The following is a 24,795-nucleotide window of genomic DNA, read 5'->3' as shown; positions in this document are numbered from 1 at the left end:
GCCTTGCCGTTCAGAGCACGCGCGACAGCTTGACGAAGCGGTCGGTGATCAGCATCAGCGTGCCGATCAGCAGGATCTGGACGGTCGCGACCGCCGCAAGAGTAGGATCCATGCGGAACTCCAGATAGTTGAGCATTGCCACCGGCAGGGTCGTCAGGCCCGGCCCGACAAGCAGCAGGGTGATTTCGAGATTTTCGAAGCTGGCGATGAAGGAGAAGATCGCTGCGGCGACGATGCCCGGCCGCAGCATCGGCAGGGTGATGCGGGTGAACACCGTGAACGGGCTCGCGCCGAGATTGGCGGCCGCTTCCTCCGGTCCGCGGTCGAGCCCCTGCAGGCTCGCCGTGGCGAGCCGCACGGTCCACGGAATGGTCAGCAGCACATGCGCGGCGACGAGACCGGTGATGGTCGCATTGACGTCGCGGTCGATGAGGTTTTCGAGCTTCAGGTAGAACATGTAGAGCGATGCGCCCGCGACCACGCCGGGCATGGCGAGCGGCCCGAGCAGAAGGCTGTTGATCGCCGGCTTCATCCGCATGTTGGAGCGCACGAGCGCGAGCGCGGCTGCCGTGCCGAGCGGCACGCCGATCAGCGTCGCGACCAGCGCCACCTTGAGGCTCGTCTCGAAACCGCGCGCGAATTCGCGTTTGGCCCAGGCGTTGACGTACCATTGAAAGGTCAGGCCGCTCGGCGGGAACGAGACGATCTCGTCGGCGAAGAACGAGGTGGTCACCACCATCACGACCGGCGCGAAGATCAGGGCATAGGCGGCGACGACGACGAGCCGATAGGCAAGGCGCCCGAGCCCGGCGAGCATCGGCGCCTGCGCGCCTGGCAGGACGGTCGGAACGCGGTGCCCGGCGGCGACCGCGTGCAGGGGATCGTGGGATGCGGTCATGAGATGGCCCATCCTGCCGCGCGCTGGGCGCGTGGTCGCTGCAAATGTCGGAAATGTCAGGAGACGGCGGCGCTGCCATCGCCTGATACATTCAGACTGGCCTGCTTGTAAGTGCGTGTCAAGCGGATGAATGTACGGTGGTCTCGGCCGCCGGGATGGGGCTTGTCCGCAACGACGCGCGCCGTTCAGTCATCGGGAAAGGCCTCGTGGCGGGGCAGGTCGTCGGTGATCTCGTGCCAGGACGCCTTCGAGCCGACGAAGATGTGCCGGGATGGACGGATCGACGGCGTGTCGACGAGGGTGCCCATGGTGACATGGACGATGTGGCCCCCGCGCACGACCGAGCCGAGGAGCGATCCGCATGTGCCGCAGTGCAGGTCGTGCGCCGCCGCCCGGTCGCCATGGACGAGCAGGCCGGAATGGCCGCGGACCAGCCTGAAGTCGACGGCCGGAATTCCGGCGAAGGCCTTGAAGGCCGAGCCGGTGGCGCGCCGGCATTGCGAGCAGTGGCAGTTCATGGCGTAACGAAAGGCGTCGGCGACGTCATATTCGACCGCGCCGCACAGGCAGCGCCCGGTCAGGCGTCGCACGGCACCGGTCGTTTCGGCCATCTGCGCGTCCCCGGCGTGATGTTTCGTGATCTGCAGGCAACCGGCCGCGCCTGCGCCTGAAGCCGGGGCCGGCAGGGCGATGATAGTCCGGGGGCCTGCGCCGGTGTCAACCGGCGCCGGCGGAGCCAGGGGCGCTCGGCCTTTGTCCGGCCGGTCAGGCCCAGGTGAGCCGCGCCATGCCGGTCAGCAGCCGGACGAGGTCGACCTGGCGATGCGTTTTGGTCTTGAGCATGACGCTCTTGAGCTGGCTGCGCACGGTTTCGCGGCCCAGTCCGTGCTGGGCGGCAAGGCCGCTCAAGGTTTCGCCGCTGGCGAGGCCGCGCGCCACCCGCACCTCGGCCGGGGTCAGGCCGAACAGGGTCTGCAGCAGCACCGGGTCGACACCGCCGGCGTCGCCGGTCCGCGCACAGGTGACCAGCCAGCGCGCGGTGCCGAACACGTCCGGCGTGGCGGCCGGGAGCGGCGCCAGATGGACCATCAGCGCGTCGCCGCCGGTGGCGGTAACCGGCAGGGTCAGCCTGCCGGTGCCGCGGTCCGCAGGGCCGCGTTCGATCCGGTTGCGGAACGGGCGGTCGATGGCGGCATCGACGAAACCGAGCCGGTCGGGCCGGTCCTCCGCAAGACCGGGCATCAGGTCGCGGAAGGCCGCATTCGCAGCCTGCAACCGGCCGTCGGCCGCAAGCGTTGCGGCCGGCAGCCCGAGCCGTGCGAGCGCCGCGACGACGGCGTCGGCCCGCTCGCGCTCGAGCTGCGCGGAAAGCCTCACCGCCCGGACAAGATCCGGACGCAGCCGATCCAGCCGCGCGATCGCTTCGGGCGCGACGGGGCCGCGCTCGTACGGTCGATGCACCGACAGCAGGACGGGCCGATCCGCCGTCGCGTCGATGACGGTGACCGCCTGCCAGCCGAGGCCGCTCGGCCGGCGAAAGGCGCGATAGAGCGGCAGGCTGTCGATCTCGTCGGGGCTGAACAGAGCGTGGTCGTCGACGAAGCCCGTGGTGCCTGCGGCGAGCGCCCGCGTCAGGGTCGGATCGCTGGCGGCCCAGCCATCGCGGAAGAATCTGTTCATGGCGCTGGAGCTCGCGGCATTGCCGGCCCAGGCGGTGATCGCCAGGCTTTCGGCTGCGATCAGCGTGGCCGTCAGGCAATCGGCATGGGCCGCGAGCTGGTCGAGCATGTCGGGCCATTGTTCCGGCCGCATCACTGTGTCGTAGACCGCCTCGACGAGCCGGTCGTCGTCTGCTTGAAATTCCGCTGCCGCCATGACCGCTCCCCGAACCGGCCGAAAGCGCCGGCCGGTCCGGCAGGGCTTTCACGCCCGCGCCGAGTCGTCCTCCCGTTCTGTGCAGGATCTCCCGGTCCGGTTCATCCGGACAGGGTCTCGCGAACGGCCTGGTCGCCGGCGGCCGGCTGCCTTCAGGGCGTAAGGTGTTTGGCACGACGGACGGCGGCAAGGTTCGAGCGGGCCGAAACGGCAACGGGCCGCCCGGAGGCGGCCCGTTCGGGAGGGACAATCAGTAGCGGGCCGTTGCCGGCCCAGGGCCGGTATTGAACAGGTAGTTCACACCGAGCTTGATGGTGTGGATGTTCTGCGCCGTCCGGTCCCGTTCGGTGAAGCCCGGCGTGCGGTCGCCGAAGCCGTAATAGAGATATTCGACCTTGGCGCTCCAGTTCGGCATGAAGGCATATTCGATGCCGCCACCGATCGCGTAGCCGAGCCGCGTCGAGGACGAGGACAGGGTCGTATTGGCCGAGAAGTCGTAATATTTCTGCGAGAAGGTCCCAATTCCGAGACCGCCGGTCGCGTAGATCAAGGCTCGGTCGAAGGCGTAGCCCGCGCGCAGACGGACCGAAGCCAGGAACGGCACCGAGGTGCGGAAGGCGTCGCCGTTGTTGAATTCGGTGCGCTTGTTGATGCCGGCGCCGGCGACATCGCCTTCGAGACCCAGCACGAACTGGTTGATCTGCCAGTTGTAGCCGACCTGGGCGCCGCCGAAGAGACCGTTGCCGGTCGACGCCGTCTCCTGATAGACGCCCGTCGCGTCACGGTAGGTCGAGCGTGACGAACCCCAGCCGAGATGCGCACCGACATAGAAGCCGGTCCAGGTGAAGGGCGGGGGCGCCACGATGGCGGCAGGGACTTCCACCGGGCGGGCGGCGCCGAGATCGGCGGCCTGGGCGGTGGAAGCCAGCGCAGCCACGGCGCTGCCTGCGAGGAGGAGCTTCTTCATCAGATCGTTCCTTCTGCTACTGTCCAGGGACCGGGCGCACGGAGCGAATTTGCGGCCGGCCGGCTACGGTTCCCGATTGCGGCCCGCCGCCTGCTATGACGCCGTCCGGGCCAGGCCTTTCGGACCGGTCGCGTGGCACCGCGACCGACCCGGATAGGCCACCAGGAATGTGCCGGCAACGCGCCACGGTGGTGACGGTTCCGTGATACGGAAGGCTGGGAACGTTCGCGCGGGCGTTGGCGTTGTCGCCGTGGCGGATCGGCCACAGCGGCCGGGGCCACCGCCCGGTTCCCGCTTGACCGTTTCGGTCCGGACGCCAAGGATCAGCCGGCGTTCGGCATTGCAGGAGATGTTGATGACCGGAAACTTGCCCCGATCGCTGCGCGCCATGCCATTGGCCGCCATGCTGGTCCTGACCGGGGGCGCCGCCGGCGCCACGACACTGCCGCTGGAGCCCGGCCTCTATCTGCCGGCCAATGTCCGCTGCGGCAATGCCAGCGCCGAAACGGAAGTGTTCAACATCGACAGCCGCGGCGTCTCGACCAGCCGCATGACCTGCACCGTCGCGCCTCAGGCCGGACGTCCCAATTCGTTCGACGCGACCTGCCGCGAAGGCGACGAAGCCGATATCGCCACAACCAACGCGCCGGTCATCAAGCGCGTCATCCGCGTTCTGTCGCCGCGGACGATGACGCTCGACGGCGAGAACTATCGGTTCTGTCAGGCGCTCGACGACTGATCCGGCGTGTCGAGGTGGGCCGGCGCGCCCGGTCAGGGCAGCGGCGTGGTGATGAGCAGCGCATAGACCCCGGCTACCAGCACAGCCATGGCGACCGCGCCGGTCCAGAAGCGCGAGCGCTCCATGCGCGAGGGCGGCAGGCGGAAGGGCTGGTGTTCGGCATGTCGGATCATGTCGCCTCCTCAGGGGCTGTCGATGGCACCGTTTCGTTTCCACGAGGAACCGAAACGCGTGCCTTGTTCTCACCCCAGCGGATTACGTGGAGCTTACAGCGGAGCGTGGCCGGCAGATTAGGTCGCGTTCCTTGCCAAATCACTGCCGCGGGCTGCCGGCCAGCGCGCACCGATCTCGGCCTCCACATGCGCGCCCAGCGCACGGCGGATCGCCGCCTCGATCCAGCTCCAATGCGGCTCGGCCCGCCCGACCCGCGCGAACCGGCGTGTCAGGCCGCCGCCGGCCAGCGGCACGACTTCGGATGTCTCCAGATAGATCTCGACGACCTGCCAGCCGCCTTCGGCATCGACGATCACGTCGGCCGAGCCATGGGCGAAGAGATGGACATCGTGACTTCGGCCGTCACTGCCGGAGACCTGCGGCAGGATGGCGAGCTCGTCCAGGGCGAGTTCGAGGTGACGGCGCATCGGGTGTCAGACCGCTTGCATGGGTGGTGACCAGCAATGAAAGCATTGCTTTCATTGCTGGTCAAGGGCGGTGCGGCGCCAGATCACCTGGCAAGGGCTTCGACCGAGCCGGCCGGCTGTCCACATCTCATTTTTGTTCTTGATATGTTCCAAATCTTGGGCGCAAGATCGAGCCCGTCGGCGCGCGGGGCGGGGAGGCCCACGCGGCTTGCGCGATCGGCAAGGCTCGGCGGAACATGATGGGACATGGCATGGCGGTGGCGACCTGGTTTGTGGTCCAGCCCTTTGAATGGTCGAAGAAGGGGCGGATGATCCAATGCGACGCCCGGGAGTGGCAGTCGGCCGAGGCGGCTTGCCGTGAAGCCCTGCGGCTCGCAGCGCGGGGCGGCGGTGCCGTCGCGGTTGCGCGTACCGGCGATCCGGAGACCGGCGAGTTCACCGAAAGCGTCGTTCTCGGGGTCTATGGCAGCCTGCCCGACGAGATCCTGCAGACCTGAAGCGGCGACGCGGGCTGGCGCTGGCGGTTTCGCCGGCGAAGCCGTCTTGCGATTAACGTTTGGTTCCGGGCCGACGGGGCTGTCGGTAACCGTCTCGCGGCGCTCCGTCCGGCCCACAAGCGGCTGCGAAATCAGCGGCTTGTGGGCTCTGGTCGAATCGGAATCGAAGGATGAAGTCAGCGGCCCGGCGCGGCCGGCGGCCCGCCGCAGGCGCGGTCATGTGCGGCGCGCGAGCGGTAGAGATAGCCGCGCTGGGCCATGCATTGCAGGCCGCTCGCCTGATAGGGCTCGCCGGTGACGCCGCAGATCTGCTTGGCGTTCTCGAAGTCGCGCACGAGGTCGGGACGGCCGGGCGCGCGCTGGCAGTCGGCGCGGCCCCAGATCGCCGCCTCGCCGGGGGCGGGCGGTGGCGCCGGGGTCGGCGGTGGCGATGTCTGGCAGGCGGCGAGGGCGAGGATCGAAACGGCAAGTGAGGCGATGAGAGGTGTCGTGCTCAGGCGCATGAAATCGTCTCCTCGACTGACAACGTCAGGATGGCTGTCCGGTTCCCGGTGCCGCCGCGGCTGTGCCCCGGGCTGGAAGCGATGAAGGGCTCGTACCTTTCGACGGTCGTTGTTTCAGGACCGGCTGATGTGGTGGACGCGGATGTTTCCCCAGGCTCGTGAAAGTCCGGACAAATCATCGCTCGCGACAATAGGCGATTCCCTTGGTTTGTCGCCCCTTTAGCGTGGTTTTTTCGGCAGTCTCGGCATGCCGAGCCGCGCGGCCTGGCGGTCGAGGCGCTTGAGCACCGCCATCTCCGCTTGGGTCTGCCGCAGGCCTGCAAGGCCGAGGGCGCCGAGGCAGAGCAGGGTCGCCAGCACGATCAGCAGGGCGCCGTCGATATTGACGGCGGTCGGGATCAGCTCGTCCATCATATCCTCCCGGTTCGCTGCGGCCGCGCTCAGCCGCGGTCCTTGCGATCGCCCTGAGCCAGCAGGCGATCCCAGAAGAAGGTTTCGGGGGCTGCGCCCCATTCGGCGTCGAGCCGCTGCTCGACCCGGGCGATGCGGCCGCGCAGGGTCGCGATGACGCGCGTCAGGTCCTCGTCACGATCGGCCGCGCGGCGCAGCGCGCTCTCGATCGCCTGCAGGTGCGCCCGCTGCCGCGCAAGGCCGAGCACCTGCATCCAAAGCGACGCGGCGATGACCATCATGAGCAAGATGAAGATGAGAATGAGTGTGTCTGGGCCAACATCGCGCAAAAGCCAGCTCGTCATCGGGGCCTCCGGTCGCCAGGAGTCAATGAATAGATCAAATCGTCGGTGGGCAACTATCGAGCCGGCGGAAAGACACAAGAAATGTGTCCGCAAAAAGTCGGTTGGGGAAGGGATTAAATATTGATGTGAAAGATAAAATTGTCGACTTTTGCTTTACCGGATCGAAGCGCGTGGCGTGATCGGAGAGGGGCGGTTGTGGAGGACTTCCGATCACCCGCGATGGGATCAGCGCCGGTTGTACTTGCCGACCACGCGGTGGCAGATCGGCCAGTCGACGCGGGCCACCTCGAATTGCCGCTCCGGCCGGAACTGCTCGAGCTTCCAGGTCCGGTCATTCCAGCCGACAAGGTTCTTGATGATGGCCTCGGCTTCGCCGGTGGGGCCGTGATCGTAGAAGACGTGCACCTCGTCGCGGGCCGGCTGCATGTGCGGATTGATCAGGGCCATGTCGCCCCAGCGATAGGCCGGTGACATCGAGTCGCCGTAGACCAGGATGCCGTAGGCGCCCTTTACGCCTTCCAGGATGGCGGGGCGCTTCACCACCTCGATCGGGTCGAAGGTCACGATGAGGTGGCCTTCGCCGCCTTGCGCCGCGGCGTAGATCGGAAAATCGCGCGCGCCGACCAGTTCCGTGCCGGGGACGATGGCCGGTGTGAATGGCGAGACCGCCGACGCCGCTCCCTCGGTCCGATCCGGGCCGAGGCCTGAGGTCAGCCAGTCGCGCGCGACCCCCAGAAGGTCGGCCGCCATCTGCAGCCGGTCGATCTCCGGGTCCGTGCGGCCCTGCTCCCACTGCGACACGGCCTGCGAGGATACGCCGAGCGCCTCGCCGAGCTGGCCTTGCGTCCAGCCGCGCTGCCGGCGCGCGGCGCGAATGCGCTCGCCACGCGTCGTAGGCCTGTCGGGCTGTGCCATGGGGCGCCTCCGTTATCATGGCGGGGCATTGTAAAGCATTGCTTGCTTGAGTCGACAAAGTGACGCTTGATTATTCTGAAAGTGTCGCTTAAATTCACGGTCATGACACACCCAGCCGATCACGGCCAGGCGCCGGCCCAAGGGCGCCCCCTGAGCCTCACCCGGCGGCAGGCGGCCCTGCTTGCCTTCATCCGCTCCGAACTCGAACAGGGGCGGCCCGCGCCCTCCTATGCCGAAATGGCGGCACATCTCGCGCTGTCGTCGCTGTCCGGGATCCATCGCCTGGTCAGGGGATTGGAGGCGCGCGGCCTGATCCGGCGTCTTGCCGGCTGCGCGCGTTCGATCGCGCCCGCGCCGGAGACGGCCAGGCCCGGTCATGTCCTGCTCGCCTTGCCCGAATATACCTATCGACGTGCCGAAGCCTGCGCGGCCACGGCCGGGATCCCGGTCGGTGAACTGGTGGCCGGGCTCGTTCTGGACGGCCTGCGCCACCCGGCCTTCTCCCGCGCGCTGAAGGGCCCCGGGGTCGTGACGACGACGGCCGCGGAGGCGATGCCGGGTGCGGGCGACCGCGCGCCCATCAGCCTGGCCGGCAGGGGCGGTGCAGCGCCGGCGGACAAGGGAGGGGCCCGCTGATGGCCAGACGCCCCGGACGCAAACGCAAGATCGTCGTGCGACAGCCCAACGGCCAGCCCTCGCGCGCCGGCCGCACCGACGACATCCTGTCGGTCGCGCGCAATCAGCCGCATCGTCGCGGCCTTGCCGATTTCCGCGACGAACGGGCGGCCGATCCGCTCGGACGGCTGGCGCTGGCCGGCCTGATCGATGCCGATGCCTATGAGGCAGGGAAGGCCTGGCGTGTGCTGGTCGCAGCCTACCGGCGCGCTCTCGACGCGCCGATCGCCTCGCCCCGGAGCCTGCCGGCAGGGCCGATCGCGGCTGTATCGGAACTTGCCGAGCCTGGCACGGGCGGCCTGGACATGCGCACGCCCGAAGAGCGGGACCAGGCGACGCGGCGGCGCTGGGCCGCAGCGCAGCGGGTTCTCCGCGAGGCGGGCTATCAGGTGGTCGCCGAGGTCGAAAGCGTGGCCGTCGACGGTCAGGAGGCACGCAATCTGGACAGCCTCCGGCGCGGCCTTGGCGCGCTCGCCTGGCATTTCGGCATCGCCGGCCGGCGGCGGCGCGCAAGCCACGCCGCGACCCATTAGGGACGGCGGTATCGGCGCCGGCATTGGCGCGATCAGTGCCGCGGGTCTACCGTGCGGCGTCACCGAATCGAGGTTCGCCATGCGTTCGCTGTTCGCCGTTCTTGCCCTCGCACTGGCGCTGGCCGGCTGCGGCGGCGCCAACTATCACATCGGCCCATCCGGCTCGCCGCCGTCGCAGACGGGCGGCCGCGGCTGAAATGGCGGGGCCGCGTTGGTCCGGCTGGCCCGGAGCGCCGGAAGGCTCTATGCCGTGACCTCGCGGGCCCGAGGCTCGTCCCGATCTCTCCAACCGGATTCCATCATGCGTGCCGCCCTGACCGCACTGTTCCTTGCCCTGTCCCTCGCCGGCTGCGTCAGCGCCGGCTCCTATCCGTCCAACCCGCCCAATCCTTCGCCGTCCGAGCAGGAATCCGATCGCAGCCGCGAGCTGGGCGCGAGCCTTGAAGTCCCGGGCTTCGTCGCCTGACGCCTTGCACCTGTCCCGCACCTGATGCCTGGCACATGCCGTCGGTCCGGCGATCAGTCGAGCGGCTCGATGCCCTGAGCCTTCAGGCGCGCGAGGTGCTCCTTCATCTCCTGCAGGCGTTCGGGCGAATGGCCCTGCCACCGGGTGACCTCGCCCGTCACCCGGAGCGGTTCTCGGGAGCGATAGGATTGCGTCGGGTTGCCCGGAAATTTCTTGTCCGTCAGGTTGGGATCGTCCTCGATCGATCCGGTCGGCTCGACGACATAGATCCGCTCCCGCCCGTCGCCGGCCGCAAGTTCCGCCCCCCAGATCGCCGCATCCAGAGTGCCGGTGAAATAGACCCAGGACATGGGCTTCCGCGAGCCGTAGTTGGAGCGGTGGCCGGCGGCGATCAGGTCGCCTGGTTTCAGGTCCGCCCGGGTGCCGTGGAAGAATTGGCGCGCAGTGGAGTCGGAAGACATGGCCTGCTGTCCCTCTGGTGATGCGGAGCGCGGGCCCGCGTTCATAAGGCTTGGCCCCCGGTGTGCCGCAAGTCCCGTCCCAGGCCAGACAATGACAATGGGAAAGCGGGGCTTTGGCGAGTTGGCCCGCGCGATGGCGTTCGACGCTCCCGGACGTTGGCGGCGAATGGTGCTCGGATCGGGCAGCTAGCGGCCGGCCTGTCGGTTGACGAGGGCCGCGGCGACGATGCCGCATAGCCCGCCGGCCGCCTTCATCGCGAAATCGATCAGGCGACCGTGCCGCCCGGGGGCCAGTTCCTGCAGGATCTCGAGGGCTGCGGCGGAGCCGACGACAAGGACGAGCACGACAAGCCAGCGGCGCGGATAGGCAAGGCCGAAAAGGCCGCCGATCAGGGCGAAGGCGGCGAAGCGCTCGAAACCCGCGGAATGACCTGTGACCGGTCTCAGCCCGATCGGCCCGAGCGTCATGACGAGCACGGCCAGCAGCAGGCCCCATGCGGCGGCGCGCATGACGAGGGTCGCAAGGGCCGGAGCGGGCGAAGCGGGCATTGACGACATGAGATCCTGGAGTGGTGGCCTGGGTCCGTCCGGCACAGCCCGCCGCGCGCAGGCGCTTGCGATCGCCCGAACCGAGGCGCCGCTAAGGCCGCCTCAATAGCACCGGATCTCCGGCAGAACCATGGCCCTCGCACAATCGTGACTCGCGCAGGTCTCTGCTGATAGGTTAACGGCAGGCAAGGATCGCTTAAGGCTTTCGCGCCATTGTATTCACATACCGGCAACGCACAATTTGCCGCAATCGAGGCCCCGTATCCCGCATCGCTGAGAGGCTGCCTGCCATGGCCACCATCCCTCCGGGCCGTTCCTTCTCGTCGGCAGATCGCACCGCCATGCGGGCTATCTATCGGCGCTGCTGCGACGATCTCGGACTTGGGGGCGGATCGGGCCACCTGCATGAGGCTTTGGCGCGCGCCATCACGTCGCGCTACGCGGCAGGGTCGACGGATCCCGAACGTCTCGCCGCGCATGCGCTCAAGGCGGCGCGCCGGGCGGCTCAGCGGCCGCGTGGCCTGTGGACGGCGATGATCGCGGTTTTCATGCGCTCTCAGCCCGGGGCCGGGCGAGCCTGATAGGGAAGCCGGCCTGGCGAATGCCGGGAACGAGTCCCGGCGCATCCATCAGAACCACCGGCGCGGCGGGGCCGAACGCGGCGCGGGCCGGAAGGTCAGGGCCGCCCCGTCGCTGTCGCTCGGTGTCACGGTCGCAACGTAATAGGGCATGACGCCGACGCGGATCTCCGACGCGGTGATCTTGGGCTCCAGCAACGGTCGATACCCGGTTGCGTTCTGCGGCAGCGAGGCGGCGATGATCTCTGCCGGCGTCAGGTGGCTCGCCACCAGCCGTTGCAGCATCCTGATGATGCCTTTTTCCGTGAGCGTGCCGAGCTTGACCTCGGCCAGATAGATGCGTCCGTTCTTGCCTGTCCCTTCGACTGTCAGAACACGCTGGCTCGGATAGTCTCGCATGGTGCCGCCCCCCTGCAATCAAACCGACGATTCGAGATGCTGATACAACCACCGCGATGTGCAAGTGGTACGATATTCCCGCATGTCACATTCGCGTGAAAAAAAGTCCGATCAGCCGCGCAATGCCGCGAAAGGATGATTTTCGTTCCGATTTGTATCAGCATACTTACTTATTTGACTGATGATGCTTAGAACAAACGATCGTCCAAGCGCTTCTTCGCGACGAGGCATTACCCGCTTTCGGCCGCCGACTCACGTGAACGGGCATCAGCATTGTGCAATTGAGGGGACTGTGGCTGCCGCCGAAAGTTGTCCTTTCGGCAGTTGCAGTGCCACAAGCAGCACTCCCCGTGGCGGCTCCCCGTCGGCCGGCGCGGCCCACGTGTCGGTGCACGATGCGGACGGTGCCGGCAGCGGCAGGCCCCGGTCCGACAATCGCGGCTATGGGCCGGCTGAGGAGATCGTGGACGTGCGGGATTTTGTCGTTTCGGATCTGCGCGCCCAGCCGCGCTTCCTGGCCGACGTCGCCGACCGCATCTGGCGCGCCTGGTGGCGGGAGGAGGGCGTGCCGTTGGAAACACTTCGCCGCGGCGTCGAGCAAAGTCTCGTGCCGGGCGCGGTTCCGACGGCCCTGGTGGCCCATCGGGGCGACCTCTTCCTCGGAACAGCCTCGGTGATCGACAGCGATATGGAGCAGCGGCCGCTCTATCGTCCGTGGGTGGCAGCGGTCTGGGTGGAGGCGGAGCAGCGTGGCCGGGGCATCGGCGCAGCGCTGGTCGAGGCGGCCGCGACAGTCGCCTTCGCCGGCGGCGTCGAGTGCGTCTATCTTTGTGCGACGCCCCGCAACGCGGCCTTCTATGAACGGCTGGGCTGGCGGCGCATCGAGGCCGACGTCGCTGGCCTCGACATTTTCTGCCTGCCGCGCGCTGCCTGAACCCGGCTTGCGTCGCCGAACGCCTCAACAGTAAAGCCCGCGCCGGCAGGCGCGGGCTTCGGGTGTCACAGGCAGCGAAAGGCGAAAAGCGGCTCAGTAGCCGTGGCGCAGCCGGCGCCGGATGCGGCGCTCGCGCTCGCGCTCACGCTCGTAGCGGCGGATGCGGCGCTCGCGCTCGATCATCCGCTCGCGCTCCCGGAGCCGGCGCTCCCGCTCCCAGCCATAACCCTGCGCCTGGGCTTCGCTGCCGAGCGCGACGAGGCCAAGGAGGCCGGCGAGTCCGCCGAGGACCAGCGCGCGGCGGTTCTGAGTGTTGTCGGACATCAAATTTATCTCCTGGTGAGTCGCCCCGCCGGCAGCCTGTACGACGGCCATGCACCAAGGCAACTCCCTTCCGGCGGTATCGTTCCACCACGTGACGTGCCGGGCGAGGGGCCTCGTCGTCGTGGCGCTTGCATGCCGGCCCGAAATGGAACATAACGGGAACATAAGGGGCGTCAGCCAGGAGACGTGATTCCATGACCCAGGCAGCCAGGTTCGAAATGGTGCCGGTTCTGCCCATGGCCGAAGATGCGCGGCGGGAATGGGCGGTGAGCGATGGCTTGCAGGAGGACGGCACCGGCTACGATGTCGGCCTGTCGCCACCCGGTATTCCCTACGTGCCGACCGACGAGGATGTCGAAGCCGTGCTCGCCGAGTTCGACGGCGATCCGAAGCGGGCGATCCGCGCGCTGCTCGAAGATATCGGCGTTCTCGCCGACGACCGGCGCAAGAATGTCTCCTACGGGGCGATCTACGGTCATCTCGAAGTCGTCAAATAGCGGCTGCGGCCCGTCACCCCGCGGCGCTCCGGATGTCAGGCAATGGCCGGCGCCGCACCGGCAGGACGAGACCGGCAGCGCGTCCGCCCGTTCAAGCTTTGTTGATCAGCGATCTGGCCTGCGTGCCATGTCTTTGCCCGCTCCAGCGCGTCCTCTCGTCGTGGGTGGGCTCGCTGGCACCAGCGGCGGCTCCGCGGCTGGCGCAGGTCGGCCGGCGTGCGCGAGGCTCTTGACGCAGCGAATCAGCCTGTCACATTGCTTTATGAATTGTCTGCTACGTACGGCGGAGGACCGTCGGCGCAAGCCAAAAAGAGTCCATTTCAAAAAGGCCGCCGAACCAGGGAAGGGAGGCTCACCATGCGCAGCGCTCTCGCCGATCTCGATATTGACGACGTGTTCGGACCGGAAGCTCTGAACGAGATGCAACGCGTCTTCGACGCGACCTGTCGCGAACTGGGCGAGGCCGGCACCGACCCGCGCATCCGCCGCGCGGCTGCGCTTGCCATTGTCCAGCACTACGAGCTCGGCATCCGCGCGCCCTGGGCCGTCACGGCCTCGGCCGTAAACACCGGGCGGGGCGTGCACGGCCATACGCCGCAAGGCCCGCTGGTCTGGTGGCGTCCGGAGGGGGCGGCGCAGGTTGCAGCTTAGCCGATCGCCGGTCCGGCCCTTGCGGGTACCTGCTCGCTTGGGGGCTCGGCTCCTGCCTGCTGGGAGTGGCACCACACATGCCGCGACGGCGTAAGGGACGGTCTGGCGAGAACGACGATCGGGGCCTGAGGCTTCCTTCCGGGTGGTTTCTCTTGGGACTGACGCTGGCCGGATCGACCGTGCCGGCGGGCGCGTGAGGGGGCGTGGATGTCGAGCCGACCTGATCGGGCCACCGGGGCTGAGCTGGTCGCGATTTCGATACCTTCACGAGCAGTTTTGCGCGCCATATGCCGGTTCAGGCCGCGTTTCTAGTGCCGTCCATCACGGTGCGCAGCCTTGTCGCGCCTGCCCAGATCGTCAGCACGGCAGAGGCTGCGCCCTATGGCAAAGCCGCCGCGATCACAATGGTCGACTGTCCCCCCGGGGCGATGCGCGCACCACTGGCGGGCGCAATCCGGCCGGTCTGCGGTTGACCTGAACCGAACTGTCCGACGACGGCCAGCGCATCGACGAGGCCGGCCTGCCGCACGGGCGGCCAACCGCACGGGCGCCCGCGTCTTCGCGTTCCGCAACGGCGGCTGGCAACGCGTTCGGGATCTGCGTTGAGGCCGCCGAATCCGGCCTGCGGCCGTTCACGAGACGGTTCGAGCCGGGCGAGCGGGCGTCAGTCCCCGGGTTGCCGCCCAGAAGACGAGAGCGGTGGCGCTGATCGCCGCGCCCAGCAGCGTCACCCCGGTCCAGCCGAAGCGGTCATAGGTGAGGGTCGAGGCGATCGAGCCGCCGGCGCTGCCGATCGAATAGAAGATCATATAGCCTGCGGTGAGCCGGCTCTGCGCCTCCGGTCGCTCGGCATAGATCATCGCCTGGTTGGTGACATGCACGGCCTGCAGGCCGAAATCGATGATCACCACGCCAACGATCGGTCCGAGCAGCGAGACCTGCAGCAGCCCGATCGGCAACCAGGCGACCAGCATGAGCGCAAGGCCGATCAGGGTGACGCGCTGGGCAAGGCCGCGGTCGGCCCAGGCGCCCGCGCGTGATGCACCGAGCGCGCCGGCGGCGCCGGCAAGTCCGAACAGGCCGATCTCGGTATGGCTCAGTAAGAAGGGCGGCGCGCTCAGCGGCAGCACCAGCGGGGTGAGCAGGGTGACGATCGCCGCAAAGATCAGCATGGCCAGTGTCGCGCGGATGCGCAGCACCGGCAACTCGACGAACAGCCGCGCCATGGATCGGATGAGCGCGGGATAGGAGCCTGCCGCTGCCGGCTTCGCATCGCGCGGCAGCGCGCGCGCCAGTATCAGGGCGACCGCGAGGGTCAGCCCGGCCGAGACGAGATAGACGGCGCGCCAGCCGGCGAGGTCGGCAATGGTACCGGAAGCCGTGCGGGCCAGCAGAATGCCGATGACGATGCCGCTGGTGACCGTGCCGACGGCCTTGCCACGCTCCTCGGGGCGGGCAAGCCTGGCGGCATAGGCGACCAGTGCCTGGGTCACCACGGCGAGCAGACCCATGACGGCGAGCGCGGCGAAGAAGACAGCGCCGGCCCGAGCGGTCGCGACCAGCAGCAGGACCGCGGCCGAAGCGATGGTCTGGCCGACGATCATCCGCCTGCGGTCGAGCAGATCGCCGAGCGGCACGATCAGCAGGAGACCGAGACCATAGCCGATCTGCGTCGCGGTCATCACAAGGCCGATCGCACCATGGCCGATGGCAAAATCCTCGGCCATCCGATCGAGCAGGGGATGGGCAAAATAGACATTGGCCACCGCCAAGCCAGAGGCGAGGGCGAAAAGCAGTGCGAGGGGCGTGCTCAGTCCCGGCGCCCGGATCTGCGCTGTCGCGCCGGCCGAGCCCAGGGGCTCGCCGGCGGCCGTCGCTTCGTTTCCGATCGTCATGCGCATCTCCTGCCGCAAGTGGTTTAATTATGAAACCAATTGCGGCATAGACAGGCCGGTTTTATCTTGCAACCGAAAACATCGTGATCTGCCTGAGACGGAGCGAGATGAAGCGAACCAGCCTGGAAGGCGATCCATGCCCGGTGGCCCGCGCGCTCGATGCCATCGGCGACTGGTGGTCGCTCATGATCATCCGTGACGCCTTCGACGGCCTCAGCCGCTTTGGCGAATTCCAGAAGAGCCTCGGGCTTGCGAAGAACATTCTCGCCGCGCGCCTGCGCACGCTGACGGCGGCCGGCATTCTTGCCGTCGAGGCGGCGCCGGATGGCGGCGCCTATCACCGCTATGTGCTGACAGAAAGAGGACGCGGGCTGTTCCTCGTCATGGTGGCGCTCAGGCAGTGGGGGGAGGCGACCTTCTATGCGCCGGGCGAGCCGCATTCGACCATGCGCGACGCCGCGACGGGCGAAGAGGTGAAGCGGCTGGCGCTGGAAGCGGCCGACGGGCGCAGGCTCGGCCCCGACGACGTCATGATCCGGCGCGTCTGAACGGCGGGCCGGCTCAACGCTCTCCTGCCGTTTCGACGCTTCCGCCCGGCCGGGGTCCGTGCGAGGCTTCCGGGCCTCCTTCCGCGCGGACCCTGTCCATGAGCACCAGTTTCAGCCTCGGCGACATCACCATTCATCGCATCGTCGAGCAGCAGGTGCCGTTCTTCGCGGCCCTCGATACGCTCGCCGGCCTCACGCCGGAGCAGCTCGCGGAGAACCGGGCATGGCTCCGGCCAGCGGCGCTGGACGCCGACGACATGCTGGTCCTGTGCTTCCAGTCCTATGTCGTGCGCACGCCGCATCACACCATCCTCGTCGACAGCTGCATCGGCAACGACAAGCATCGGCCGACGCGTCCGACCTGGCACCAGAAGACCGACGATACCTATCTGCGCGGCCTGGCTGCCATAGGCCTTGGCGTCGAGGACATCGATATCGTCATGTGCACGCATCTCCACGCCGACCACGTCGGCTGGAACACGCGGCGCGACGGCGAACGCTGGGTGCCGACCTTTCCCAGGGCGCGCTATCTGTTCGGCGCGAGCGAATACGCCTATTGGACCGAGCAGAACGCCAGGACGCCGATCGTGGCGTTCGGCGACAGCGTTCTGCCGGTCGTGGAGGCCGGGCGCGCCGACATTGTCGGCGACGGCCACGCGATCGGCGACCATGTCAGGCTGAAACCGACGCCGGGCCATACGCCGGGCCATGTGGCGGTGGCGTTCGGCCGCGGCCGCGACGTCGCGGTGATGACCGGCGACCTCATCCATTCGCCGCTGCAGGCGCGCTATCCCGAGCTCTCCATGCGTTTCGACGCCGATCAGGCGGCGGCGGCGAAGACGCGCCGCGCCTTCCTCGAGCACTATTGCGACACCGAGACGCTCTGCTGCACGGCCCATTTTCCCTCGCCGTCGATCGGCCGCATCAAGCGCTGGGGCGAGGGCTTCAGCTGCGAGATGGTCGAGGGCTGACCGGACCCGGCCTGGAACTTTCACGTATCTGCCGTGTTGTTTATGCGGGACGCCCGGCTGCCCCGGCGATCGCCCTTGCCGGGAGTGCGGGCCGATATGTCCCGTCATTCTCCATCACCTGGCCCCGCCATCTGGCGGGGCCATTTTTATGCGCTGACGTCTCAGCGCAGGACGAGGCTCGGCGCTGCGCGGCGCTCCCAGCCGAGCCTTTCGAGTTCCGGCGTGTCGTGATCGGCAACGGGATAGCCGAGGCAGAGATAGCCGATGAACTGCCAGGCGGCGGGCACATCGAGCAGCGCGGCGATGTTCGCGGGGTCGAGGATCGACACCCAGCCGAGGCCGATGCCCTCGGCGCGGGCCGCGAGCCACAATGTGTGGATCGCCATGACCGCCGAATAGGCCGAGGTTTCCGGCATGGTCATCCGGCCGAGCCCGTGGCCCTGACCGGACGAAGGATCGGCAAAGACCGCAAGATGGATCGGAGCCTGGTCGAGGCCTTCGAGCTTCAGCCGGGCGTAGCGGGCCTGCCTGTCGGCGGGCTGCGCCGCCAGCGCGGCGGCGTTGCAGCGGGCGAAATCGGCACGGATCGCGTCGCGCCGCTCCTGGCTTTCCACGGAGACGAAGCGCCAGGGCTGGCTGAGCCCGACGGAAGGCGCCGCGGCGGCGATCGCGAGCAGGCGGGCCAGCGCCCCCTCGGGCAGGGGATCGGGGCGGAAGTGGCGGACGTCGCGGCGCCAGGCCAGGAGGCGTTCGAACGTGGCCCGGAAGTCGCTGCTGAAATGATCGGCGGTTTGCGACAAGGACGTGGGCCTTCCTCAACATGCCGATATGGCCTCGCGCGCCGAGCGGGAGAAGTCAACCTGACCCGGCGCTCATCGTGAATCACGATCGCAGCGCTTGTCGCCAAAGTCTTGTCATTGCTTGACAAATGGCTGACTTGATCCGCTCTCCGAGGCTTCCGACCGGGCGGCCGAATGGCAGATATGCCAAATAGGTCAGTATTATTGACATAAAATGTCCAAGGGAGCATGGTGCGCGCAACAATGCGACCCGAAGACCACCCGAGCGAGGACACCATGGGCTGGGATGCGAAATTTGCGAGCCGGGCGGAGCGGATGCGCGCGTCCGAGATCCGCGAGCTCCTGAAGCTCCTGGACCAGCCCGACATCATCTCGTTCGCGGGGGGCATTCCCGATCCTGCCCTGTTCCCGGACGCGGCCTTCCGGGCCGCCTATCAGGACGCGCTGACGACGGCCAATGCCGGCGCGGCCCTGCAATATTCGATCAGCGAAGGCTTTCCGCCGCTGCGCCGCTGGCTGGTCGGCGAGATGGCCAAGATCGGCGTGCCCTGCGGCATCGACAACATCGTGATCACTTCGGGCTCGCAGCAGGCGCTGGATTATCTCGGCAAGCTGCTGCTGTCGCCGGGTGATACGGCGCTGGTTACCTGGCCGACCTATCTCGGCGCGCTGCAGGCATTCAATGCCTATGAGCCGCGTTATGACCGGCTCAACCCGGCGCAGGGCAATCTAACCCCGGCGGCTTATGCCGAGGCCGCCGGGCAGGCGGGCGGGCGGGTGAAGCTCGCCTATCTGACCCCGGACTTCGCCAATCCGACCGGCGAGACGCTGGATCGCGCCGCGCGCGAGCGCGTGCTGGACCTTGCCGACGAGCTCGATATTGCTGTCATCGAGGACCAGGCCTACCAGGCGCTGCGCTATGACGGCGAGCCCGTGCCGGCGATCCTCGCGCTCGACATCGCGCGCAAGGGGCATATCGACGCGACGCGCACCATCTATTGCGGCAGCTTCTCGAAAACGCTGGCACCGGGCCTGCGCGTCGGCTGGGTCTGCGCGGCGGCGCCGGTCATCACCAAGCTGGTGCTGATGAAGCAGGCGGCCGACCTGCATAGCCCGAGCATCAACCAGATGGCGATGCACCATGTCGCGGAGCATGCCTTCGCCGACCAGGTGGCCAAGATCCGCGCCGCCTATCGCCACCGGCGGGACCGGATGCTGGCCGCTCTCGACAGGCACATGCCCGAGGGCGTCGCCTGGTCGCGTCCCGAGGGCGGCATGTTTATCTGGGTGACCCTGCCGGAAGGCATGGACGGCGCTTCACTGCTCGCCCGCGCGATCGAGACCGAGCGGGTCGCCTTCGTGCCGGGCAGCGCCTTCCATGCCGACGGCTCGGGCACCAACACGATCCGGCTGAACTTCTCGCTGGCGGGCGACGCCGCGATCGACGAAGGCATCATGCGGCTCGGCCGGCTGATCGGGGCGAGCAGGCGGGCCTGATCGCGGCGCCGCGGCCTTGGCGCGGACACATGGCGCGCCTACATCTTGCCCTGGCGCTGCCGTGGGGCAGCAGCCGGATGAGGGTGCGATGGACGTTCTGCGTTTCGCTGGCAATGTCCTGTGGTTCGTGGTCGGCGGGGTGATCGCCGGGCTCATGTGGTATCTTGCCGGACTGATCGCCGCGGCGACCATTGTCGGGCTGCCCTGGGCTTTCGCCTGCTTCCGGCTGGGCAGCTACACGTTCTTTCCGTTCGGCCGCGAGCTGGTGCCGGTCACGCATCTGACCGGCCGCGATCCGGGCGCGATGGGCCCGCTGCGCCTCCTTGGAAATATCATCTGGTTCGTGCCGCTCGGTTTCGCCCTGATGGTGGTCCACCTGATCGCGGCGGTCCTGTGGTTCGCCACCATTGTCGGCATTCCCTTCGGCTTCGCCCATCTGAAGCTTGCCCAGGCCTCGGTGTTCCCGCTGGGCAAGCGCATCGTGTCGACCGACGTCGCCGCCCTCGCGCGGCAGCACAATGCGGCGAACACCTTGGCCTCCGCGCGCTCGCGCTAGGGGGAGCGGGGCCCGTCAGGCAAGGCCGGCCTCGCCGCCGACCTGCCCCGCGATATAGCCCAGCTTGTCCGGATTGCGCATGACGTAGACGCCGACGATCTCGCCGTTTTCGATCGCGAAAATGGTGGTCTGCAGCACGCCCTGCTGCAGCGACACGATGCCTGGCAGGCCGTCGATCAGGCCACGCGCGAGAATCTGTGGTGGCTGATAGCCGGGCTTTGCCGCAAAGCTTGCGAAGAACGCGGCGACGGCTTCCGCGCCGTGGATCGGCTGCGGGGCAGCCGGCCGCTTGCCGCCGCCGTCCGCCCTCATCACGACATCGGCCGCGAGCAGGGTCTTGAGCGCCGATACGTCGCCGGACCGGCTGGCCGCGAAGAAGGCATCGGCGATTTCAAGCCCGTGGTCGCGTGGTACCGGAAAGCGCGGCCGCGCGGTGCGGACGTGCTCGCGGGCCCGCGCCGCGAGCTGGCGGCAGGCCGCCGGTGCCCGGCCGATTGCATCGGCAACGACCTCGAAGGGCTGGCCGAAGACGTCGTGCAGCAGGAAGGCAGCGCGTTCCAGCGGCGACAGGCGCTCCAGCGCCAGCATCAGCGTCAGCGTGAGGTCGTCGGCATCTTCTTCCGTTTCGGTCTCCATGATCGGCTCGGGCAGCCATTCGCCGATATAGGTCTCGCGCCGGACGCGGGCCGACTTCAGCCGGTCGAGGCAGAGCCGCGTGACAGTGCGGGTGAGAAAGGCCTCGGGATTGACCACCGCGCCGCGCCTGGTCCTGTGCCAGCGGAGATAGGCGTCCTGCACGACATCCTCCGCCTCCGCCATCACGCCGAGCATGCGATAGGCGACACGCTGGAGCCGTGGCCTGAGCCGGTCGAAGGCCTGTCCGTCGTCATTCACGATCGTCTCCTCCTCGCGGCGCGGCCGGGCCTTGTCGCGGGCCGGGCCGCGCGCCTTGCCTCAGGTGGCCCGGTCCTGCCGTGGATGGCCAAGCCCTGCTTCGGGCCGCCAAATCCCGCCTCAGGCCGTCTTTCGCGCTGGCCGCTCCACCGGGTGAACGAAGTGGAAGCCGACCGCAAAGCGGTTCCAGGCATTGATGGTGACGATCATCAAGGTGAGCTTGGCTTGTTCCTCCGGCGAGAATTCCTCCTGCAGAAGCGCATAGTCCTCGTCGGAAGGATGGCAGCCGGCGAGCTGGGTCAGGGCTTCGGTCCAGGCCAGCGCAGCCCGCTCGCGCGCCGTATAGAGCGGCGATTCCCTGAACGCGTCGAGCAGCAGGAGGCGCTCGGCCGTCTCGCCGGCCTGCAAGGCTTCCCGACCGTGCATGTGGATGCAATTGGCACAGCCGTTGATCTGTGACGCGCGCATTTTCACGAGCTCGAGGAGGCTCTTTTCGAGGCCGCTCTCGGTGGCCTTGCTGCTGACGTCCAGCATGGCCTGAAGCACGTTAGGGGCGGCGGCGAAGGGATTCTGGCGCGGTGTCATGTCTTGTCTCCGTTGATGGCGCAACCGTGCGTCCGACCCGAAGACGAGGCGTCTTCCGGGGCTGTGACATCGCCCGTCGAATCTTTCGAAAAAGAAGCCGATGCCGCGCCAGGGCGTCCGCCGCAGCGAATGGGAGGGCCGGCGCCTCCCGTTCCGAGCTCGTCCAGTTGCCGGCGTCTCCGCGCCGCTCGCGGCGCGACAGAATCGCGGTGGCGTTCCGACGGGCGGTCGCCACCGGCGTGATCGGCCGCGGGCCTGCTCCGCCTGCATCCGCGCGCCGCTCTCTCGTCCACCCCCGGTTCCAGCGGGCAAGGGCCCTGCCGGGCTTTCGGGTCGCGCGGCAAGGCTGGCCCTAGTATCGAGCAGTCCATTTTTTCAACAGAATGCGGCGCTTTGCCGTCCTGCGGCGCGCGACCAAACAAAGCGGGTGCCCTGACAGGGAAAGGGCCCTATAGTCCGGCCTCATTCGACCACAAGAGTGGAACGAATTCGGCATTGGCCTGTCTTTCGACATTGCGGGCGGCGGCCAATGCTGGAGACGGGACACTGGAGGCGGTGGCGCAGGTCGCCTCCGCCTTTGTCATTCCCGCCTGCCGCGCCATGGGGCGAGGCGGCCATGCCAGGAGGCCTGCAACTGCTCGCCGTCGACGTGCTGATGACAGACGAATTGCGCAGGCGTCCGTCGAAGCCCGCCAACCGGCAGGCCGAGGCCGAGGCGTTCCGCGAGCTGTCCGGCTTGATCGCGCGCAATCCGAAGCGGGCGATCAGCCGTTTCATGGATATTGCGGTCAGGCTGTGCCGCGCCGGCTCCGCGGGCCTGAGCCTGATCGATGAGAACGATGCGGGCGAGGAGGAACTGGTCTGGGCGGCGATCGCGGGCGCGCTGAAAGGCCATCTCGGCCAGACCATGCCGCGGCGCGCGAGCCCCTGTTCGCTTGGCATCGAGGCCGGCCGCATCGTGCTGGTCGGCCGGCCCGAGCGCGCCTTCCCGGCCTTTGCCGCCATCACTCCGCCGGTCGTCGAGGAACTGGTGGTGCCGCTGCTCGATTCGGGCGGTCTTGCGCTGGGTGCGCTCTGGATCGCCCATCACGACGCGGACAGCACGTTCGACGCCGAGGATGCCCGCATCATGGAGCACCTGGCGATCCAGCTCGTGCTCGCGCTCAAGCTGCGCGACCGGCTGGAGCGCAAGGTGGGCGCCCACCGCGCCAATGTCGCGCTGCGTGCCGCCAATATAGAGCTCGCCGAGACCTCCGCCTTCCTGCAGAGCGTGCTCGATTCGAGCACCGACTGCATCATGGTGCTGAGCCTTGCCGGCAAGATCGAGCTGGTCAATTCGGGCGGGCTCGCCCTGATGGAGGCCGATGATCTCGTCGGCCGGTGCTGGCCGACCCTGTGGGGGCTCGGCTCCGGCGATGGCGGTGACAACGATGCCGGAGCCGCCGTGCGCATCGCGGCCGCCGGCGGCGTCAGCCGCTTCCAGGGCTTCAGCCCGACGGCCCGCGGCGCGCCGAAGTGGTGGGACGTTGCGGTGACGCCGATCATCGGCGAGTTCGGCCGGCCACTGCGGCTGCTTGTCGTTTCGCGCGACATTTCCGGCGTCAAGGCGGCTGAGGAACGGCTGGCAGCGAGCGAAAGGCGGCTGCGCGTCGCGCAGAATTTCGCCGAGGTCGGAACGTTCGAGTGGAGCATCGACAGCAACATCGTCTACCCCTCCGAACAGTTCTGCCGGCTATGGGGTATCGCCCCGCAGGCGGCGATGCCCGGCGAGGTCTTCGCCGACCACATCCATCCCGACGACCGCCATCTCCTGCTGGCCCGGCGCGACGGACCGATCGAGAGCGCGGGCGACTATGTCGAATACCGGGTGATCCGCGGCGAGGAGGTGCGCTGGCTCGCCCGCAGGGGCGATGTGCTGCGCGACGCCGACGGCCGGCCGACCAGCGTGTTCGGCGCCTGTTTCGACGTCACCGACCGACGCAAGGCCGAGGAGCAGCAGCGCCTCCTCATGCAGGAACTCACCCATCGGGTGAAGAACACCATGGCGATGGTGCAGGCGATCGGGCTGCAGACCCTGCGCAGCGCCCATTCGGTCGAGGCCGCCGGCGCTGCCTTTGCCGCGCGCATGCAGGCCCTGTCCGCTGCCCACGACGTGCTCATTCATTCCAATTGGTCGAGTACGAGTCTGAAGCCGCTGATCGAGCGCGCCGTGCGCCTTCACGACGATACCGGCCGCCGGTTCCTGCTCGACGGGCCAGCCCTCATCCTCGGGCCGCGGGCCGCGTTGACCTTGGCGCTCACCCTGCACGAGCTCGGCACCAATGCCCTGAAGTATGGTGCGCTGTCGAACGACCAGGGGCGGGTCGAGCTGACCTGGCGGGTCGAGGACGCGGGATCCGACCGGCGCGTTGTCATGACCTGGCGTGAGATCGACGGGCCGATCGTGCCGCAGCCGACGGTCCAGGGTTTCGGCTCCCGGCTCATCCGGCTCGGTTTCGGCGTTCCCTCCGGCAAGGCCGAGCTGGTCTTCACGGAAACCGGCGTCGTCTGGACGGCCAGTGCTTCACTTGCCGAGATCCGCTTCCAGGGCGAGGATTGAGCGCGTGGCCGCTGGGAGCAAAAAAGAGCCCGTTCCGGGGGGCTGGAACGGGCTCGGGAAGGGGACGGGCACGGAGGCCATGCCGCGTCACGCCTGCTCAACCCGGGCGGTGGCGGAAAGTTCCCGCTCATCGCAGCCGCCATCGTTCAAGCCCTATCCCTGGTGAAAAATGCGGGCTAGGTTCGGCCGCCTGCGAATCCTTGCCGAGCTTCGCAATCTCATTCGTCGATCGTGTCGAGAACCATGCGCCTGTCGGTCGTTCCAGCCCTGTTTTTTGCCGCTGCCCTGGCCGGTTGCGCCAGCACCATGGCGCCGCCCACGGTCATCCATTCGGAACGGGCCATGGAGGAGGAGGTGGCCTGCATCACCAACCTCTTCAACACCCGGCTCGAACTCGTCCGGTCGACGCCGATCCGCAACGGCGTCGAGATCGCTTCGGTCGACCAGGCAGGCCTGATCGTGGCGCGGGTCGAGGTCGTGCGGGCCGGTCACGGCAGCACGGTCACGCTCCAGGTGCGTGAATTCGCGAGCCTGTTCTACCACGATCTGGTTCGCCGCTGCGCCGGCACGCGCTGAGAGGGGCCGGGCCCGCC

33 protein-coding genes are annotated in these 24,795 nt (G+C 68.1%); 15 read left to right on the top strand and 18 right to left on the bottom strand.

The window, feature by feature from the left end:
- Positions 1-10: 10 nt before the first annotated feature.
- The 4 genes from OZ671_RS08135 to OZ671_RS08120 all read right to left on the bottom strand — a co-directional run bounded on the left by OZ671_RS08135 (position 11) and on the right by OZ671_RS08120 (position 3,740).
- The gene (locus OZ671_RS08135) at positions 11-817 is read right to left on the bottom strand and encodes an ABC transporter permease (RefSeq protein WP_328286348.1); all 807 of its coding nucleotides are present in this window, start codon (positions 815-817) and stop codon (positions 11-13) included.
- Positions 818-1,083: 266 nt separating this feature from the next.
- Positions 1,084-1,509: a GFA family protein gene (locus OZ671_RS08130; protein ID WP_268860273.1), complete on the bottom strand. Its 426-nt coding sequence runs from the start codon at positions 1,507-1,509 to the stop codon at positions 1,084-1,086.
- Between the two features lie 154 nt (positions 1,510-1,663).
- On the bottom strand, positions 1,664-2,773 hold the full coding sequence (locus tag OZ671_RS08125; RefSeq protein WP_268860272.1) for a helix-turn-helix transcriptional regulator: 1,110 nt from the start codon (positions 2,771-2,773) through the stop codon (positions 1,664-1,666).
- A gap of 250 nt (positions 2,774-3,023) precedes the next feature.
- On the bottom strand, positions 3,024-3,740 hold the full coding sequence (locus OZ671_RS08120; RefSeq protein WP_268860271.1) for an outer membrane protein: 717 nt from the start codon (positions 3,738-3,740) through the stop codon (positions 3,024-3,026).
- Positions 3,741-4,095: 355 nt separating this feature from the next.
- Here OZ671_RS08120 and OZ671_RS08115 point away from each other — a divergent pair, with 355 nt between their 5' ends.
- Complete coding sequence (locus tag OZ671_RS08115) at positions 4,096-4,479, top strand: hypothetical protein (protein ID WP_268860270.1); 384 nt, start codon at positions 4,096-4,098, stop codon at positions 4,477-4,479.
- 32 nt (positions 4,480-4,511) lie between these two features.
- On the opposite strand, the gene OZ671_RS08110 is transcribed toward OZ671_RS08115, so the two are convergent.
- Both OZ671_RS08110 and OZ671_RS08105 read right to left on the bottom strand, forming a co-directional pair.
- The gene (locus OZ671_RS08110; RefSeq protein ID WP_268860269.1) at positions 4,512-4,652 is read right to left on the bottom strand and encodes a hypothetical protein; all 141 of its coding nucleotides are present in this window, start codon (positions 4,650-4,652) and stop codon (positions 4,512-4,514) included.
- A 117-nt stretch (positions 4,653-4,769) separates the two neighbouring features.
- Complete coding sequence (locus OZ671_RS08105; protein ID WP_268860268.1) at positions 4,770-5,120, bottom strand: hypothetical protein; 351 nt, start codon at positions 5,118-5,120, stop codon at positions 4,770-4,772.
- A 251-nt stretch (positions 5,121-5,371) separates the two neighbouring features.
- Here OZ671_RS08105 and OZ671_RS08100 point away from each other — a divergent pair, with 251 nt between their 5' ends.
- Entirely contained in the window at positions 5,372-5,617 is a 246-nt protein-coding gene (locus OZ671_RS08100) for a hypothetical protein (protein WP_268860267.1), read from the top strand.
- 176 nt (positions 5,618-5,793) lie between these two features.
- Here the strand turns inward: OZ671_RS08100 and OZ671_RS08095 are convergent, their stop codons facing one another.
- The 4 genes from OZ671_RS08095 to OZ671_RS08080 form a co-directional block, all read right to left on the bottom strand.
- Entirely contained in the window at positions 5,794-6,120 is a 327-nt protein-coding gene (locus tag OZ671_RS08095) for a hypothetical protein (protein ID WP_038311004.1), read from the bottom strand.
- 219 nt (positions 6,121-6,339) lie between these two features.
- Positions 6,340-6,531, bottom strand: a complete 192-nt coding sequence (locus tag OZ671_RS08090) for a hypothetical protein (RefSeq protein ID WP_268860266.1) — start codon at positions 6,529-6,531, stop codon at positions 6,340-6,342.
- Between the two features lie 29 nt (positions 6,532-6,560).
- Positions 6,561-6,953: a hypothetical protein gene (locus tag OZ671_RS08085; RefSeq protein WP_268860265.1), complete on the bottom strand. Its 393-nt coding sequence runs from the start codon at positions 6,951-6,953 to the stop codon at positions 6,561-6,563.
- A 147-nt stretch (positions 6,954-7,100) separates the two neighbouring features.
- The gene (locus OZ671_RS08080; RefSeq protein ID WP_268860264.1) at positions 7,101-7,790 is read right to left on the bottom strand and encodes an XRE family transcriptional regulator; all 690 of its coding nucleotides are present in this window, start codon (positions 7,788-7,790) and stop codon (positions 7,101-7,103) included.
- A 102-nt stretch (positions 7,791-7,892) separates the two neighbouring features.
- On the opposite strand from OZ671_RS08080, the gene OZ671_RS08075 reads away from it, so the two are divergent.
- The 3 genes from OZ671_RS08075 (at position 7,893) to OZ671_RS08065 (ending at position 9,464) form a co-directional block, all read left to right on the top strand.
- Entirely contained in the window at positions 7,893-8,426 is a 534-nt protein-coding gene (locus OZ671_RS08075; protein ID WP_268860263.1) for a LexA family protein, read from the top strand.
- Positions 8,426-8,998, top strand: coding sequence for a hypothetical protein (locus tag OZ671_RS08070; protein ID WP_268860262.1), 573 nt, complete (start codon positions 8,426-8,428; stop codon positions 8,996-8,998). Before OZ671_RS08075 ends, OZ671_RS08070 begins: the two co-directional genes overlap by 1 nt.
- A 301-nt stretch (positions 8,999-9,299) precedes the next feature.
- Entirely contained in the window at positions 9,300-9,464 is a 165-nt protein-coding gene (locus OZ671_RS08065; protein WP_268860261.1) for a hypothetical protein, read from the top strand.
- A gap of 53 nt (positions 9,465-9,517) precedes the next feature.
- Here OZ671_RS08065 and arr read toward each other — a convergent pair whose 3' ends face one another.
- Together arr and OZ671_RS08055 are read right to left on the bottom strand one after the other, a co-directional pair.
- Positions 9,518-9,925: an NAD(+)--rifampin ADP-ribosyltransferase gene (arr, locus tag OZ671_RS08060; RefSeq protein ID WP_268860260.1), complete on the bottom strand. Its 408-nt coding sequence runs from the start codon at positions 9,923-9,925 to the stop codon at positions 9,518-9,520.
- 186 nt (positions 9,926-10,111) lie between these two features.
- Positions 10,112-10,474, bottom strand: coding sequence for a VanZ family protein (locus OZ671_RS08055; protein ID WP_268860259.1), 363 nt, complete (start codon positions 10,472-10,474; stop codon positions 10,112-10,114).
- 290 nt (positions 10,475-10,764) lie between these two features.
- Here OZ671_RS08055 and OZ671_RS08050 point away from each other — a divergent pair, with 290 nt between their 5' ends.
- Complete coding sequence (locus tag OZ671_RS08050) at positions 10,765-11,055, top strand: hypothetical protein (protein ID WP_268860258.1); 291 nt, start codon at positions 10,765-10,767, stop codon at positions 11,053-11,055.
- A 48-nt stretch (positions 11,056-11,103) separates the two neighbouring features.
- Here OZ671_RS08050 and OZ671_RS08045 read toward each other — a convergent pair whose 3' ends face one another.
- Positions 11,104-11,451: a hypothetical protein gene (locus OZ671_RS08045; RefSeq protein ID WP_268860257.1), complete on the bottom strand. Its 348-nt coding sequence runs from the start codon at positions 11,449-11,451 to the stop codon at positions 11,104-11,106.
- Between the two features lie 292 nt (positions 11,452-11,743).
- On the opposite strand from OZ671_RS08045, the gene OZ671_RS08040 reads away from it, so the two are divergent.
- Positions 11,744-12,385, top strand: a complete 642-nt coding sequence (locus OZ671_RS08040) for a GNAT family N-acetyltransferase (protein ID WP_328286346.1) — start codon at positions 11,744-11,746, stop codon at positions 12,383-12,385.
- 93 nt (positions 12,386-12,478) lie between these two features.
- Here OZ671_RS08040 and OZ671_RS08035 read toward each other — a convergent pair whose 3' ends face one another.
- On the bottom strand, positions 12,479-12,709 hold the full coding sequence (locus OZ671_RS08035) for a hypothetical protein (RefSeq protein WP_268860256.1): 231 nt from the start codon (positions 12,707-12,709) through the stop codon (positions 12,479-12,481).
- 194 nt (positions 12,710-12,903) lie between these two features.
- Between OZ671_RS08035 and OZ671_RS08030 the strand changes: the two genes are divergently transcribed.
- Positions 12,904-13,206 (top strand): hypothetical protein, encoded by a 303-nt coding sequence (locus tag OZ671_RS08030; protein WP_268860255.1) that lies wholly within the window; start codon positions 12,904-12,906, stop codon positions 13,204-13,206.
- 357 nt (positions 13,207-13,563) lie between these two features.
- The gene (locus OZ671_RS08025; protein ID WP_268860254.1) at positions 13,564-13,857 is read left to right on the top strand and encodes a hypothetical protein; all 294 of its coding nucleotides are present in this window, start codon (positions 13,564-13,566) and stop codon (positions 13,855-13,857) included.
- A gap of 632 nt (positions 13,858-14,489) precedes the next feature.
- On the opposite strand, the gene OZ671_RS08020 is transcribed toward OZ671_RS08025, so the two are convergent.
- On the bottom strand, positions 14,490-15,752 hold the full coding sequence (locus OZ671_RS08020; RefSeq protein ID WP_268860253.1) for an MFS transporter: 1,263 nt from the start codon (positions 15,750-15,752) through the stop codon (positions 14,490-14,492).
- 107 nt (positions 15,753-15,859) lie between these two features.
- On the opposite strand from OZ671_RS08020, the gene OZ671_RS08015 reads away from it, so the two are divergent.
- Together OZ671_RS08015 and OZ671_RS08010 are read left to right on the top strand one after the other, a co-directional pair.
- A complete protein-coding gene (locus OZ671_RS08015) occupies positions 15,860-16,300 on the top strand; it encodes a winged helix-turn-helix transcriptional regulator (protein ID WP_268860252.1) in 441 nt (146 codons plus the stop codon).
- A 98-nt stretch (positions 16,301-16,398) separates the two neighbouring features.
- Positions 16,399-17,271 (top strand): MBL fold metallo-hydrolase, encoded by an 873-nt coding sequence (locus OZ671_RS08010; RefSeq protein ID WP_268860251.1) that lies wholly within the window; start codon positions 16,399-16,401, stop codon positions 17,269-17,271.
- A 161-nt stretch (positions 17,272-17,432) separates the two neighbouring features.
- Here OZ671_RS08010 and bluB read toward each other — a convergent pair whose 3' ends face one another.
- The gene (gene bluB / locus OZ671_RS08005) at positions 17,433-18,071 is read right to left on the bottom strand and encodes a 5,6-dimethylbenzimidazole synthase (protein WP_268860250.1); all 639 of its coding nucleotides are present in this window, start codon (positions 18,069-18,071) and stop codon (positions 17,433-17,435) included.
- 276 nt (positions 18,072-18,347) lie between these two features.
- Here bluB and OZ671_RS08000 point away from each other — a divergent pair, with 276 nt between their 5' ends.
- Positions 18,348-19,568, top strand: coding sequence for an aminotransferase-like domain-containing protein (locus tag OZ671_RS08000; protein ID WP_268860352.1), 1,221 nt, complete (start codon positions 18,348-18,350; stop codon positions 19,566-19,568).
- Positions 19,569-19,656: 88 nt separating this feature from the next.
- Positions 19,657-20,124, top strand: coding sequence for a YccF domain-containing protein (locus OZ671_RS07995; RefSeq protein ID WP_268860249.1), 468 nt, complete (start codon positions 19,657-19,659; stop codon positions 20,122-20,124).
- Positions 20,125-20,139: 15 nt separating this feature from the next.
- Here the strand turns inward: OZ671_RS07995 and OZ671_RS07990 are convergent, their stop codons facing one another.
- The gene (locus OZ671_RS07990; protein ID WP_268860351.1) at positions 20,140-21,021 is read right to left on the bottom strand and encodes a sigma-70 family RNA polymerase sigma factor; all 882 of its coding nucleotides are present in this window, start codon (positions 21,019-21,021) and stop codon (positions 20,140-20,142) included.
- Between the two features lie 117 nt (positions 21,022-21,138).
- Positions 21,139-21,603 carry a carboxymuconolactone decarboxylase family protein gene (locus tag OZ671_RS07985; protein ID WP_268860248.1) on the bottom strand — a complete coding sequence of 155 codons (465 nt, stop codon included), beginning with the start codon at positions 21,601-21,603 and terminating at the stop codon, positions 21,139-21,141.
- Between the two features lie 616 nt (positions 21,604-22,219).
- Between OZ671_RS07985 and OZ671_RS07980 the strand changes: the two genes are divergently transcribed.
- Both OZ671_RS07980 and OZ671_RS07975 read left to right on the top strand, forming a co-directional pair.
- Positions 22,220-24,202: an HWE histidine kinase domain-containing protein gene (locus OZ671_RS07980; protein WP_268860247.1), complete on the top strand. Its 1,983-nt coding sequence runs from the start codon at positions 22,220-22,222 to the stop codon at positions 24,200-24,202.
- Positions 24,203-24,445: 243 nt separating this feature from the next.
- A complete protein-coding gene (locus tag OZ671_RS07975; protein WP_268860246.1) occupies positions 24,446-24,778 on the top strand; it encodes a hypothetical protein in 333 nt (110 codons plus the stop codon).
- Positions 24,779-24,795: the final 17 nt, after the last annotated feature.

It is taken from the genome of Phreatobacter sp. AB_2022a (assembly GCF_026847585.1).
In the GTDB taxonomy this organism is placed as follows: Bacteria; Pseudomonadota; Alphaproteobacteria; order Rhizobiales; family Phreatobacteraceae; genus Phreatobacter.
This window is presented reverse-complemented; position numbering and strand designations above follow the sequence as displayed.

Bases quoted from the DNA above. Each gene is read 5' to 3' on its own strand.
- OZ671_RS08135 (WP_328286348.1), bottom strand. From the start codon at position 817: ATGCTCGCCGGGCTCGGGCGCCTTGCCTATCGGCTCGTCGTCGTCGCC.
- OZ671_RS08130 (WP_268860273.1), bottom strand. From the start codon at position 1,509: ATGGCCGAAACGACCGGTGCCGTGCGACGCCTGACCGGGCGCTGCCTG.
- OZ671_RS08125 (WP_268860272.1), bottom strand. From the start codon at position 2,773: ATGGCGGCAGCGGAATTTCAAGCAGACGACGACCGGCTCGTCGAGGCG.
- OZ671_RS08120 (WP_268860271.1), bottom strand. From the start codon at position 3,740: ATGAAGAAGCTCCTCCTCGCAGGCAGCGCCGTGGCTGCGCTGGCTTCC.
- OZ671_RS08115 (WP_268860270.1), top strand. From the start codon at position 4,096: ATGACCGGAAACTTGCCCCGATCGCTGCGCGCCATGCCATTGGCCGCC.
- OZ671_RS08110 (WP_268860269.1), bottom strand. From the start codon at position 4,652: ATGATCCGACATGCCGAACACCAGCCCTTCCGCCTGCCGCCCTCGCGC.
- OZ671_RS08105 (WP_268860268.1), bottom strand. From the start codon at position 5,120: ATGCGCCGTCACCTCGAACTCGCCCTGGACGAGCTCGCCATCCTGCCG.
- OZ671_RS08100 (WP_268860267.1), top strand. From the start codon at position 5,372: ATGGCGGTGGCGACCTGGTTTGTGGTCCAGCCCTTTGAATGGTCGAAG.
- OZ671_RS08095 (WP_038311004.1), bottom strand. From the start codon at position 6,120: ATGCGCCTGAGCACGACACCTCTCATCGCCTCACTTGCCGTTTCGATC.
- OZ671_RS08090 (WP_268860266.1), bottom strand. From the start codon at position 6,531: ATGGACGAGCTGATCCCGACCGCCGTCAATATCGACGGCGCCCTGCTG.
- OZ671_RS08080 (WP_268860264.1), bottom strand. From the start codon at position 7,790: ATGGCACAGCCCGACAGGCCTACGACGCGTGGCGAGCGCATTCGCGCC.
- OZ671_RS08075 (WP_268860263.1), top strand. From the start codon at position 7,893: ATGACACACCCAGCCGATCACGGCCAGGCGCCGGCCCAAGGGCGCCCC.
- OZ671_RS08070 (WP_268860262.1), top strand. From the start codon at position 8,426: ATGGCCAGACGCCCCGGACGCAAACGCAAGATCGTCGTGCGACAGCCC.
- OZ671_RS08065 (WP_268860261.1), top strand. From the start codon at position 9,300: ATGCGTGCCGCCCTGACCGCACTGTTCCTTGCCCTGTCCCTCGCCGGC.
- arr (WP_268860260.1), bottom strand. From the start codon at position 9,925: ATGTCTTCCGACTCCACTGCGCGCCAATTCTTCCACGGCACCCGGGCG.
- OZ671_RS08055 (WP_268860259.1), bottom strand. From the start codon at position 10,474: ATGCCCGCTTCGCCCGCTCCGGCCCTTGCGACCCTCGTCATGCGCGCC.
- OZ671_RS08050 (WP_268860258.1), top strand. From the start codon at position 10,765: ATGGCCACCATCCCTCCGGGCCGTTCCTTCTCGTCGGCAGATCGCACC.
- OZ671_RS08045 (WP_268860257.1), bottom strand. From the start codon at position 11,451: ATGCGAGACTATCCGAGCCAGCGTGTTCTGACAGTCGAAGGGACAGGC.
- OZ671_RS08035 (WP_268860256.1), bottom strand. From the start codon at position 12,709: ATGTCCGACAACACTCAGAACCGCCGCGCGCTGGTCCTCGGCGGACTC.
- OZ671_RS08030 (WP_268860255.1), top strand. From the start codon at position 12,904: ATGACCCAGGCAGCCAGGTTCGAAATGGTGCCGGTTCTGCCCATGGCC.
- OZ671_RS08025 (WP_268860254.1), top strand. From the start codon at position 13,564: ATGCGCAGCGCTCTCGCCGATCTCGATATTGACGACGTGTTCGGACCG.
- OZ671_RS08020 (WP_268860253.1), bottom strand. From the start codon at position 15,752: ATGACGATCGGAAACGAAGCGACGGCCGCCGGCGAGCCCCTGGGCTCG.
- OZ671_RS08015 (WP_268860252.1), top strand. From the start codon at position 15,860: ATGAAGCGAACCAGCCTGGAAGGCGATCCATGCCCGGTGGCCCGCGCG.
- OZ671_RS08010 (WP_268860251.1), top strand. From the start codon at position 16,399: ATGAGCACCAGTTTCAGCCTCGGCGACATCACCATTCATCGCATCGTC.
- OZ671_RS08000 (WP_268860352.1), top strand. From the start codon at position 18,348: ATGGGCTGGGATGCGAAATTTGCGAGCCGGGCGGAGCGGATGCGCGCG.
- OZ671_RS07995 (WP_268860249.1), top strand. From the start codon at position 19,657: ATGGACGTTCTGCGTTTCGCTGGCAATGTCCTGTGGTTCGTGGTCGGC.
- OZ671_RS07985 (WP_268860248.1), bottom strand. From the start codon at position 21,603: ATGACACCGCGCCAGAATCCCTTCGCCGCCGCCCCTAACGTGCTTCAG.
- OZ671_RS07980 (WP_268860247.1), top strand. From the start codon at position 22,220: ATGCCAGGAGGCCTGCAACTGCTCGCCGTCGACGTGCTGATGACAGAC.
- OZ671_RS07975 (WP_268860246.1), top strand. From the start codon at position 24,446: ATGCGCCTGTCGGTCGTTCCAGCCCTGTTTTTTGCCGCTGCCCTGGCC.